The organism is Halococcus morrhuae DSM 1307 (genome assembly GCF_000336695.1).
GTDB classification, from domain to species: Archaea; Halobacteriota; Halobacteria; order Halobacteriales; family Halococcaceae; genus Halococcus; species Halococcus morrhuae.
Genome location: NZ_AOMC01000152.1, coordinates 190959 through 200468, shown reverse-complemented (window position 1 = coordinate 200468; position 9510 = coordinate 190959). Strand labels below are relative to the sequence as shown.

Sequence of the window (9510 nt, the reverse complement as noted above, 5' to 3'; positions counted from 1 at the left end):
TATCTGTCTCCGAACGGGATACGTCGAAGTCGTGTTCGGCCTGCGGCCGAACCGACGACCGCCAGCGCGTCGAGCGCGGGCTGTACGTCTGCGATGAGTGTGGGTTGGTTGCGAACGCCGACAGTAACGGAGCCGAGAACATTCGACAAAAGGTACTCCCGAATCCTCGGCGAGAGGATAGGGATAACGGCTGGTTGGCACAGCCAGCGGTTCGCCTGTTCGACCGGAGCGAGGGCGGTTTCGCCCCGCGAGAACAGGTCGCTCAAACGAACCACGAACCCTAATATCCCACCTATGGTCGGGAATCCCCGTCCTCAGCGAGCGCCCGAATGGGCGCGAGCAGGGCGGGGAGGATGTCAAGAATTTGGCCTCCTGTACGCAGCTACTCCTCTATCTGAGGTTCTTCCCATCGATCCGTCATTCGACGGTCCACTGTCCGTCCTCACGCTGGATGAGATCGTTCGACGCCAGCAGATCGAGCGCGTCCTCGACGATCGCCAGCGGGACGCCCAGCCGTTCGGCGATCGCGTCGGCGGTATCGGTGCCGGTCTCGATGGCACCGAGCACCTCCGCACAGAAGCGCGCGTCGCCGTGGTCGGCGATCCCGTCGCTGTTCAGTCGGTCCTGGAGGCGGTCGGTGAGCGTGTCATGCAGCGCCGCCAGCCGGCCTTGGACCCAGCGCTGGGCCAGCGAGAGCTCGTCCTCCAACTGTTCGAACCGACGGAGATCGGCGGCGAGCTCGGCGAGATCGCTCGTTTCCGTCCGCGAGACGTCGATGGAGACGTACCGACAGGTCGTGAGATCGAGGCTCGAACTCGCCGGATAGGCGCTTTTGGCACCGAACTCGTACGGCGAGACGTTCACCTCCAGTCTGAGGTTGCGCGCGATGCGGAAGTATTTCCGACGGCCGTCGTCGACGTGGCTCTCGACCAACCCCGCCTCCTCCAGCTTCCGGAGGTGGTCGATGACGGCCTTCGGGCTCACGCCGAGCGAGTCGCTGATCTCGGTGACGTAGAACGGCCGCTGGGCGAGTAATCGGAGGATGCGTCGGCGGTTCTCGTTGCCGAGAAGGTCGAGCAGCGCCGCGGAATCCATTCACTTACGGTTAGTGCCCGAGGCGTAAAACGTTGTCTTAGCGGTCGGTCCGATCGTTCGTTCGTGTGTCCACCGTTCCGGGGGTTCGTCCGGGGGTTTGCGCGCTCCCGTTGCTCGCCGTCGGAACCGCCGAGAGGTTCTCGACGCGCTGGCCGAGCCGGTCGAGCGACGATGCGTTCACGCCCTCGCTTGTCGCGGTCGTCTTTGCCTCGCTGATGGCGGTGCTGAGGGCGTCGTGATCGGCGGTGAGGCGCGCTCTCCGTGCTCGGTGACTGGCGGAGCCGTTCGCTTGCGTCCGGAACGCCTCGATACGTGTCGCGAGCCTGTCGAGGCGCACACTGAGTGTCGCCGCGCGCTCGGCGACGAGCGCCTCCCTGCGCGATTGGTTCTCGGCGGTCTCGAAGGCTGCAACCCACATGCCCGAATCGACCGAGCCGTTGGCCGTGGCGACGCCGCGCTGCATGAACACCGAGACGTCGCGGCCAACGTCCTCGGTCGCGGTGTGAGTGGTCGTTTCGGTCGCTCCGAGCTGTGGTCCGACACCGACGCCCACGAGTCCACAGAACAGTATCGAAGCGAGAACGACCGCGACGGCGTTCGTGTTCACTGACTGTCGTTCGGGGGTCGAGCAGTAAAAGCGCGCTGGCCGTTCGTGCCTCGGACGACTGTATCCATCGGCTGGGCCGCCCGAAACTACAAGTGGTCTCCTGTGGTACGACAAGACATGGCTCGTTGCCCACACTGTGAGACCGATATCAGCACCTGGACGGAGCGACTCCAGCAGGCCAGCGCCGCGAGCACGCCGAAGGTCTGGACCTGTCCCGAGTGCGACGTCGTGCTCGGCATCTCCGATTGGGGGCACGACTGAGGCCGCGGAAACGCTTATCCCTGGGTGTGTGGTAGTGATACACACAGCATGTTCGAACGGTTCTCGCGCGGCTACTACGTCGGCCGGCTCTCCATCGAACCTACTCCCGACAAGGCTGCGGGCGCGTTCATCCAGCGTGCCACTCACGAGCGGCTCAACGAGCAGCTGTACGCTGCCGGCGGGGGGATCGAACGGACCGACCTGCCGCTGGTGATGAAGCTCGAAACGAGCCACTTCGCCGTCGACGGCGACAGCGGCGTGCCCCAGGACACGCTCTGGGTACCCGAATCGCTGCTCGCCGAGACCCGCATCGAGACGCCGCCCACCCTTCGGGAGGTGTTTCTCGCGAAGGCCGACCGCGCCGCACAGCTGTTGCGCCTCTCCGGGCAAGCGGTCTGAGGCGCTGCGAGGGAGGCGTCGTCTCAACAGGCTTATCCCCCGCGTGGAACCTATCGGTGCCATGAGCGATGTCGTCGTGACGCTGCCGGACGGCTCCGAACTGCAGGTCGAGCGTGGCTCGACGGTCGAAGATGTGGCCCACGAGATCGGTCCCGGACTCGGCCGCGATACGGTCGCGGGCGTGGTCGATGGGGATCTCGTCGCCGCCGCCGAACCGATCGAATCGGATATCGATCTCGAAATCGTCACCGACCAGTCCGACGAGTATCTCGACGTGCTCCGTCACTCGGCGGCACACGTCTTCGCGCAGGCGCTCGGCCGTCTCCATCCCGATGCGAAACTCACCATCGGGCCGTGGACCGACGACGGCTTCTACTACGACATCGCGAACGTCGATCTCGACGAGGACGATCTGGACGCGATCGAGGCCGAAGCCGAGGAGATCATCGCGGAAGACATTCCCATCGAACGTGTCGAGCGCCCGCGCGCGGAGGCGATCGAGATCTACGACGACAACCCGTTCAAGAGTGAAATCCTCGAAACCGAGGCCGCCGGCGAGGATCCCGTGAGCTTCTACGAGCAGGGCGACTTCTTCGATCTCTGTCAGGGGCCACACGTTGAGTCGACGGGTGAAATCGGCGGTTTCTCGTTGCTCGAAACCTCGGCGGCGTACTGGCGCGGCGACGAGGACAACGAGACGCTCACGCGGGTGTATGGGACGGCGTTCCCGACCGAAGAAGGACTGGGGGAATTCCTCGAACGGCGCGAACAGGCCAAGGAGCGCGACCACCGTAAGATCGGTCAGGAGATGGATCTCTTCAGCGTGCCTGAACACTCGCCCGGCTGCGTGCATTTCCATCCGAACGGCATGGCGATGCGCCGTGAACTCGAAGACTACATTCGGACGAAAAACGACGAGTTGGGCTACGAGGAGGTCTGGACGCCCGAACTCAACAAGGCCGAGCTCTGGAAACCGACGGGCCACTACGAGAACTTCACCGAACAGGGTGAGATGTTCAACTGGGAGCAGGACGACACCGAGTACGGCCTGAAGCCGATGAACTGCGCGAACCACGCCTACCTCTACGGCCGCGAGCGCCGTTCCTACCGGGACCTCCCGATCCGCTACTCCGAGTTCGGCACCGTCTATCGCAACGAACAGTCCGGCGAGCTCTCGGGCATGCTTCGCGTGCGCGGGATGACCCAAGACGACGGCCATGCGTTCGTCCGGCCCAACCAACTCGAAGCGGAGATCACCCGCACCCTCCAGATCATCGAGGATATCTACGGCAACGCCGACCTCGACGTGCTCTACAAGATCGAGACCAAGGGCGACAACGCCATCGGGAGCGACGAGATCTGGAACGATGCCACCGACGCGCTGCGCGAAGCGCTCGAATCCAAGGAGTTGGACTACGAGATTGAAGAGGGCGAAGCCGCCTTCTACGGTCCAAAAATCGCCATCAACGCGCTCGATGCGCTCGGGCGCGAGTGGACGATCGGCACCGTCCAGGTCGACTTCAACATTCCCGAACGCCTCGACCTGAGCTACGTCGGCGAGGACAACGACGAGCACAGGCCGGTGGTCGTCCACCGCGCGCTGCTCGGCAGCTTCGAGCGGTTCATGGGCGTACTCATCGAGCACTTCGGCGGCGACTTCCCGCTCTGGCTCGCGCCCGAACAGGTCCGTATCCTCCCGGTGAGCGACGACAACATCGCCTACGCGCAGTCGGTCGCCGACGAACTCGACGGCTTCCGTACCGAGGTCGAGACGCGCTCGTGGACGGTCGGGCGCAAGATCCGTGCGGGCCACGACGACCGAGTGCCGTACATGCTTCTCGTCGGCGACACCGAGGAAGCGGACGGCACGGTGTCGGTCCGCGACCGCGCCGAGCGCGAGCGCGACGGAGTCTCGATCGAGGCGTTCGGCGACCATCTCGAACACGAACGCGACGAGAAACTGACGTCGCCGACGTTTCTCGACTGAGTTCGTTCCCCTTCGCCGAAGGGTCAAGAGCGAGCGCGGCGGAGGATCGACATGGGCGAGTGCGCCATCTGCGAGCGCTCCGTCGAGACGACGCGACACCATCTGACGCCACAGAACCGCAAGGAAAGCCTGGTCGCCAGGATCTGTGCTCCCTGCCACCGCCAGATCCACGCCGTCTTCACCAACCACGAACTGAAACAGCGGTTCAACACCGTTGCCGACCTCAAAGAAAGCGAGGAGATGCAGAAGTTCGCGTCCTGGATTCGGAAGACGAACAAGGACGCCGTCCACGTCGACGAATCGAAACACGTCCGTGACTGGCGCGAGTAGCCATCGTGGCTGCCTCGTGTGAGTGGTGACGGGGAAAGAAAGAGGGTGTAGGGAGCGGGGAGTGGGAAGCCACGATAACGGCCACGAACGGCTCGATGACGAGGGAATGACAATCTATATCAATTGGACGAATGATGTGACGAATCAGACAAAGTATTTACCGCTTGTGGCCGATGATCGAATGGGAGTGGCCTGCGGATGAGCTATTTCGATCGACTCAACCGGTACATCGGACGGGAGGACGGCGAGGCGACCGAATACGTCTGCCGCGACTGTGCTTCGGGCTTCGACGAACGCTGGCAGGTCTGTCCGGAGTGCGGGAGCTACTCGGTTCGCCGGCGCGAGTGGGGCTCATTGCGGTAGCTAGCGCCACCAGTCGCCCCGACGCTCGTCGTGACCCGTCGTCTCGCGCAGCACCGGCGGGTAGGCCGACTCGTTCTCGATGCCGAAGCCGAGTGCGAGCCAGCGCGCGACGTGCCAGCCGACGGCGTCGGCATCGAGACCGCTGTAGACGATCTCCAGGCGCGTGTACGTTTCGAGCGCGCCGTCGCCGTCGCTGTCGCTGCCGAGGACCGAGCCACACGAGCCCGCGCCGGGGCCACAGGGCGAGCGCTCGGCGGGACGGATCACGACGTCGGCGTTCTCGAAGCGAGAGACGACGCGAAAGGAGACGTTTTTCGGGACGTGGCCCTCCGCACCGCGGTCGTAGTAGTCGAGCGCGTGATCGATCTCCTCGCGCTCGGCCGCCGAGACGTCACCGGCGATGAAGACGGAGAGAGTCGAATCGTTCCACGCGAGCGCGCGCTCGCTGGCGTTCGGTTTCGGCAGGCTCGTCAGCGTCGTGTGCGTCGCCATCAGCTCGCGCGGCGGGTCGCCGTGGCCGAGCCCGAGCGCGTGGCCGAACTCGTGTTCGAGCACGCGCACCGTCGAGTTCGCCGAGAGGTTGTCGAGCGCGCGCACCCCGACCGTCTCGCCTGTCTGTGACGGCGACGTGATCTCGGGCGCGCAGCCGGCGGCGCTCTCGACCTCGCCACAGCGGTCGATCCGCGGTACGAACGACACACGGATGTCGGGATCGCTCTCGTTGGCGACGAACGTGACGTTCACCGAGTAGTTCAGATAGCGCTCGCCCCGTGTCTCCCAGTAGTCGGCGGCGTCGGCGACCAGCGGCGCGAACGATCGCCCGGAGTCGGCGGCCGTGACGGCCACGGTGATGTTTCGGTCGCCGTAGGGGTTGTCGGGATCGCCCGCGTAGCCGGCGAGGCCGTCGGGTAGCGAGCGTTCGCTGAGACCGATACAGCCGGCCGAGAGGACGAGCGTGGCGACGACGAGCACCGACAGAACGGTCGTCCGGCGGTTCGTCCCTCTCACGCTTGGTTCACGGGCGCGCGCTCAGATGGTGAGTTCGCCCTTGCGCTGGAGCACCTCGACGGATTCGGCGTCGACGGCCTCGACGTCGAGATGCATCGGGATGAACTGGCGGCGCTCGTAGGCTTCGGTCTCGTCTTCCGTGCCGACGGTACACCACAGCTGCGGGCGGTCGGGGCCGTGCCACTCGCCCTGCTTGCTGATGCCGAAACAGACGAGCTCCTCGCCGTCGTGCTCGATGATGCCTCCTTTCCGGACGTCGGGGTCGCCGTGGATGATGAGCCGCTTCATGGCTGAACGTCAGCCGACACGAACCTAAGCGCTTCGGACGGCCGCGAACGATTTCCTGCGGATGCGACGGCCGTGCGTTCGACCGCCCGCCAGACCAAACGGGTTTTATCCGCCCGCCCGTTACCGACGCGCAGTAGCTATGCAGATACCACGCCGGTTCAACACGTACTGTCCGAACTGTCACGAACATCACGAACACGAGGTCGAGAAGGTTCGCAGTGGTCGCGAGACCGGGATGAAGTGGATCGACCGACAGCGCGAGCGGGGCACGTCGGTCATCGGCAACGCCGGCAAGTTCTCGAAGGTGCCGGGTGGGGACAAACCCACGAAGAAGACGAACCTCAAATACCGCTGTGGCGAGTGCGGCAACGCCCACCTGCGCGAGGGCTGGCGTGCCGGCCGCGTCGAATTTCAGGAGTAATCATGCCCGGGAACTTCTACACCGTCCGCTGTCCGGATTGCGAGAACGAACAGGCCGTCTTCGGCAAGGCCGCGAGCACGGTCCCGTGTGCGGTCTGTGGGACGACGCTCGCCACACCCACGAGCGGCAAGGCCGTCTTCGAGGGCGAGGTCCTCGACATCGTCGAGCGCCGCGAACGGACCGACACCATCGCGGGTGAATCAGAGGCCCAATGAAATACAGCGGCTGGCCGGACCCGAGCGAACTGGTGGTTGGAAAGGTCGACGAGATCGCCGACTTCGGCGTGTTCGTCGATCTCTCCGAATACGAGGACAAACGCGGGCTCGTCCACATCTCCGAGGTCGCCTCGGGCTGGATCAAGAACGTCCGCGATCACGTGAGCGTCGGCCAGACGGTGGTCGCCAAGGTGCTCGACGTCGACGAGGGCTCCCAGCAGATCGATCTCTCGCTAAAGGACGTCAACGATCACCAGCGCTCGGAGAAAGTCCGCGAGTGGAAATCCGAACAGAAGGCCGACAACTGGATGACGATCGCCTTCGGCGAGGAGATCTCCGACGAGCAGTACGCCACCGTGGCCAACGAGTTCCTCGCTGCGTTCGGCTCGCTGTACGACGGGTTCGAGGAGGCCGCCATCCACGGCACGGAGGCGCTCACCGACACCGATCTCTCGGACGAGGAGATCGACGCCATCGTCCAGACCGCCCGCGAGAACGTCTCGGTGCCGTACGTGACGGTCTCGGGCTACGTCGATCTGGAAAGTCCCGACAGCGCCGGCGTCGACGTCATCCGTGACGCGCTCCATGCTGCCGAGGGCAACGGCGATCTCCCCGAGGAGGTCGATCTCGACGTCACCTACGTCGGCTCGCCCGAGTATCGCATCCGCGTGCAGGCACCCGATTACAAGATCGCCGAGCGCGAGCTCGAAGCCAGCGCCGACCGCGCGGCGGCCAACATCGGCGATCACGGTGGCACCGCCGAGTTCCACCGCGAACGCCGTAGCGACGACGAGTAACCCGTCGCGATGAAGGCGGCTATTCGTCTCTGTGAAGCGTGGGAGTCGACCCACGACCGACCGATCTACACCCTCAGTGCTACCTGTCCCGACTGCGGCGGTCCGGCGGTCAACAGCGCGCCAGCGCCCTACAACCCCGAGGACCCGTATGGCGAGTACCGACGCGCTCTTAAGCGCCGCGACGCGGATTGAGCCATGGACGAATTCGACGTCGAGACGCTCGCGGAGCCGGCGCTGACCGATCCGGTGCTCGTCGAGGGGTTGCCCGGCGTGGGTCACGTCGGCAAGCTCGTCGCCGAACACCTTCTGGAGGAGCTCGACAGCGAGCTCGTCGCACGGGTCTATTCGGAACACTTCCCGCCGCAGGTGAACATCGAGGACGGTCGTGCGAAACTGGCGTCGGCCGAGCTCCACGCCGTCGAAGCCGATGGGCGGGACCTGCTCGTGCTCACCGGCGATCATCAGGCCCAGGACGCCGCCGGCCACTACCGGATGACGGATCTCTTCCTCGACCTCGCGACCGATCACGGGGCCGAGCGGCTGTTTGCGCTCGGTGGCGTGCCGACGGGCGAGTTGATCGACGAGTACGGCGTCATCGGGGCCGCGACGACTGACGATCTCGCCGAGGAGCTCGAAGCCGACGGCGTGGAGTTCCGCGAGGGCGAACCCGCCGGTGGGATCGTCGGCGTCTCCGGCCTGCTGCTCGGGCTGGGCGAGCGCCGCGACCTGCCGGCGGCGTGTCTGATGGGCGAGACGAGCGGCTATCTGGTCGATCCCAAGAGCGCGCGGGCGGTGCTCGAAGTCCTCGAGGAACTCGTCGGCTTCGAGGTCGGCTTCGAGTCGCTCGAAGAGCGTGCCGACGAGATGGAGGAGGTCGTCCAGAAGATCCAACAGATGGAACAGGGCCAGCAGGCCACCGACGACGACCTCCGGTATATCGGTTAGTTCTCCTCGTCTTCGACGTCGTGTTCGATGACCTCGACGATATCGAGGGGCACGTCTCTGAGCGCGCCACCGACCTCGCTTTTGGCGATGCGCTGGGCGTGTTCGCGGCCGTCGGCGTTGAACACCTCGATTTCGAGTACCAGACCCACGAGTGCCGTGCCCGCGGCCACGAAGGCTGAATCGAACGGTTCCCCGCAGGCCGGACAGCCGGTCGCGCCGACGTCGACCTCGACGTAGGACTTGTCCTCGTCGTTCAGTCGCTTGCCGGCCTCGCTGACCGCGACGCCGATGGCGTCGTCGATGCTTTCGACGTCACGAACCAACCACGCCGCCTCCATCGCAACGAGATAATCTGCCATGCGTTACGCTGGGTCCCCAACGTGTCGTACCTTGTGGTTTCCCGCGCACGTGAACGCGAACTCATCGATAGGTTATGCCGACGAACGTTCTGGGTCGTCGATCGCCCCACTCTCTATCGGCGCGTTCGCGCTCCGAGTTGCATCCGACTCAAATACGGTTTAATCGCACGACTGCGGCGGGGTGTGTTCGTTTGTCGTTCACGATTCTGGTGCGATACAGTTATATACTCGGTCGGGTACCCCTCGTCGAGGACATGAAAGCACGACTGCACCGCGCGTCCCTGTTCGCCGCGTATCAGACTGTGCTGCTGTTGGGTATCGTCACGTTCCCGCTCGCGCTGGCCGCCGAACGCGCCGGGCTCTCGCTGCCGATCGGCCGGCTCGTCGAGCGTCTCGGCGAGGCGTACGAGCGCGCGAGCGAGGAGTAGGTGTTCT

17 protein-coding genes are annotated in these 9510 nt (G+C 64.9%); 12 read left to right on the top strand and 5 right to left on the bottom strand.

What is annotated here, in order from left to right; translation table 11 throughout:
* A partial coding sequence (locus C448_RS15700; RefSeq protein ID WP_004055639.1) for a zinc ribbon domain-containing protein occupies nt 1–284 on the top strand: 284 nt, incomplete at its 5' end.
* 133 nt (nt 285–417) lie between these two features.
* Here the strand turns inward: C448_RS15700 and C448_RS13815 are convergent.
* Nucleotides 418–1095, bottom strand: a complete 678-nt coding sequence (locus C448_RS13815) for an ArsR/SmtB family transcription factor (protein WP_004055636.1) — start codon at nt 1093–1095, stop codon at nt 418–420.
* Between the two features lie 37 nt (nt 1096–1132).
* Nucleotides 1133–1702, bottom strand: a complete 570-nt coding sequence (locus C448_RS13810) for a hypothetical protein (RefSeq protein WP_004055635.1) — start codon at nt 1700–1702, stop codon at nt 1133–1135.
* A 117-nt stretch (nt 1703–1819) separates the two neighbouring features.
* On the opposite strand from C448_RS13810, the gene C448_RS16395 reads away from it, so the two are divergent.
* From C448_RS16395 to C448_RS16390, 5 genes are all read left to right on the top strand, one after another.
* Nucleotides 1820–1963: a hypothetical protein gene (locus C448_RS16395; RefSeq protein WP_169316353.1), complete on the top strand. Its 144-nt coding sequence runs from the start codon at nt 1820–1822 to the stop codon at nt 1961–1963.
* A gap of 48 nt (nt 1964–2011) precedes the next feature.
* A complete protein-coding gene (locus C448_RS13800) occupies nt 2012–2362 on the top strand; it encodes a DUF5802 family protein (protein WP_004055633.1) in 351 nt (116 codons plus the stop codon).
* Nucleotides 2363–2423: 61 nt separating this feature from the next.
* Nucleotides 2424–4349 carry a threonine--tRNA ligase gene (gene thrS / locus C448_RS13795; protein ID WP_004055631.1) on the top strand — a complete coding sequence of 642 codons (1926 nt, stop codon included), beginning with the start codon at nt 2424–2426 and terminating at the stop codon, nt 4347–4349.
* A 51-nt stretch (nt 4350–4400) separates the two neighbouring features.
* The gene (locus tag C448_RS13790) at nt 4401–4679 is read left to right on the top strand and encodes a hypothetical protein (protein WP_004055630.1); all 279 of its coding nucleotides are present in this window, start codon (nt 4401–4403) and stop codon (nt 4677–4679) included.
* Nucleotides 4680–4877: 198 nt separating this feature from the next.
* Nucleotides 4878–5042, top strand: a complete 165-nt coding sequence (locus C448_RS16390) for an FmdB family zinc ribbon protein (protein ID WP_004055628.1) — start codon at nt 4878–4880, stop codon at nt 5040–5042.
* On the opposite strand, the gene C448_RS13785 is transcribed toward C448_RS16390, so the two are convergent.
* Complete coding sequence (locus C448_RS13785; protein ID WP_239640588.1) at nt 5043–6050, bottom strand: zinc metalloprotease; 1008 nt, start codon at nt 6048–6050, stop codon at nt 5043–5045.
* A 21-nt stretch (nt 6051–6071) separates the two neighbouring features.
* On the bottom strand, nt 6072–6338 hold the full coding sequence (locus tag C448_RS13780) for an HAH_0734 family protein (RefSeq protein ID WP_004055624.1): 267 nt from the start codon (nt 6336–6338) through the stop codon (nt 6072–6074).
* Between the two features lie 139 nt (nt 6339–6477).
* Here C448_RS13780 and C448_RS13775 point away from each other — a divergent pair, with 139 nt between their 5' ends.
* From C448_RS13775 to C448_RS13760, 5 genes are read left to right on the top strand one after another with little or no spacing between them, the layout of a single operon-like run.
* Complete coding sequence (locus C448_RS13775; RefSeq protein ID WP_004055622.1) at nt 6478–6759, top strand: 50S ribosomal protein L44e; 282 nt, start codon at nt 6478–6480, stop codon at nt 6757–6759.
* 2 nt (nt 6760–6761) lie between these two features.
* Nucleotides 6762–6974, top strand: a complete 213-nt coding sequence (locus tag C448_RS13770) for a 30S ribosomal protein S27e (protein WP_004055619.1) — start codon at nt 6762–6764, stop codon at nt 6972–6974.
* A complete protein-coding gene (locus C448_RS13765) occupies nt 6971–7771 on the top strand; it encodes a translation initiation factor IF-2 subunit alpha (RefSeq protein ID WP_004055618.1) in 801 nt (266 codons plus the stop codon). The genes C448_RS13770 and C448_RS13765 overlap by 4 nt, the downstream gene beginning before the upstream one ends.
* Before the next feature lie 9 nt (nt 7772–7780).
* Nucleotides 7781–7963 carry an RNA-protein complex protein Nop10 gene (locus C448_RS15695; protein WP_004055616.1) on the top strand — a complete coding sequence of 61 codons (183 nt, stop codon included), beginning with the start codon at nt 7781–7783 and terminating at the stop codon, nt 7961–7963.
* Nucleotides 7964–7966: 3 nt separating this feature from the next.
* Nucleotides 7967–8716, top strand: coding sequence for a proteasome assembly chaperone family protein (locus C448_RS13760; RefSeq protein WP_004055614.1), 750 nt, complete (start codon nt 7967–7969; stop codon nt 8714–8716).
* On the opposite strand, the gene C448_RS13755 is transcribed toward C448_RS13760, so the two are convergent.
* Nucleotides 8713–9075: a DUF555 domain-containing protein gene (locus C448_RS13755; protein WP_004055597.1), complete on the bottom strand. Its 363-nt coding sequence runs from the start codon at nt 9073–9075 to the stop codon at nt 8713–8715. The two genes, C448_RS13760 and C448_RS13755, sit on opposite strands and share 4 nt — an antisense overlap.
* Nucleotides 9076–9329: 254 nt before the next feature.
* Between C448_RS13755 and C448_RS16385 the strand changes: the two genes are divergently transcribed.
* The gene (locus tag C448_RS16385) at nt 9330–9503 is read left to right on the top strand and encodes a hypothetical protein (protein ID WP_004055595.1); all 174 of its coding nucleotides are present in this window, start codon (nt 9330–9332) and stop codon (nt 9501–9503) included.
* Nucleotides 9504–9510: the final 7 nt, after the last annotated feature.

What these genes read in the sequence shown, in the direction of transcription:
- C448_RS13815 (WP_004055636.1), bottom strand. Translation starts at nt 1,095, where the DNA reads ATGGATTCCGCGGCGCTGCTCGACCTTCTCGGCAACGAGAACCGCCGA.
- C448_RS16395 (WP_169316353.1), top strand. Translation starts at nt 1,820, where the DNA reads ATGGCTCGTTGCCCACACTGTGAGACCGATATCAGCACCTGGACGGAG.
- C448_RS13800 (WP_004055633.1), top strand. Translation starts at nt 2,012, where the DNA reads ATGTTCGAACGGTTCTCGCGCGGCTACTACGTCGGCCGGCTCTCCATC.
- thrS (WP_004055631.1), top strand. Translation starts at nt 2,424, where the DNA reads ATGAGCGATGTCGTCGTGACGCTGCCGGACGGCTCCGAACTGCAGGTC.
- C448_RS13790 (WP_004055630.1), top strand. Translation starts at nt 4,401, where the DNA reads ATGGGCGAGTGCGCCATCTGCGAGCGCTCCGTCGAGACGACGCGACAC.
- C448_RS16390 (WP_004055628.1), top strand. Translation starts at nt 4,878, where the DNA reads ATGAGCTATTTCGATCGACTCAACCGGTACATCGGACGGGAGGACGGC.
- C448_RS13780 (WP_004055624.1), bottom strand. Translation starts at nt 6,338, where the DNA reads ATGAAGCGGCTCATCATCCACGGCGACCCCGACGTCCGGAAAGGAGGC.
- C448_RS13775 (WP_004055622.1), top strand. Translation starts at nt 6,478, where the DNA reads ATGCAGATACCACGCCGGTTCAACACGTACTGTCCGAACTGTCACGAA.
- C448_RS13770 (WP_004055619.1), top strand. Translation starts at nt 6,762, where the DNA reads ATGCCCGGGAACTTCTACACCGTCCGCTGTCCGGATTGCGAGAACGAA.
- C448_RS13765 (WP_004055618.1), top strand. Translation starts at nt 6,971, where the DNA reads ATGAAATACAGCGGCTGGCCGGACCCGAGCGAACTGGTGGTTGGAAAG.
- C448_RS15695 (WP_004055616.1), top strand. Translation starts at nt 7,781, where the DNA reads ATGAAGGCGGCTATTCGTCTCTGTGAAGCGTGGGAGTCGACCCACGAC.
- C448_RS13760 (WP_004055614.1), top strand. Translation starts at nt 7,967, where the DNA reads ATGGACGAATTCGACGTCGAGACGCTCGCGGAGCCGGCGCTGACCGAT.
- C448_RS13755 (WP_004055597.1), bottom strand. Translation starts at nt 9,075, where the DNA reads ATGGCAGATTATCTCGTTGCGATGGAGGCGGCGTGGTTGGTTCGTGAC.
- C448_RS16385 (WP_004055595.1), top strand. Translation starts at nt 9,330, where the DNA reads ATGAAAGCACGACTGCACCGCGCGTCCCTGTTCGCCGCGTATCAGACT.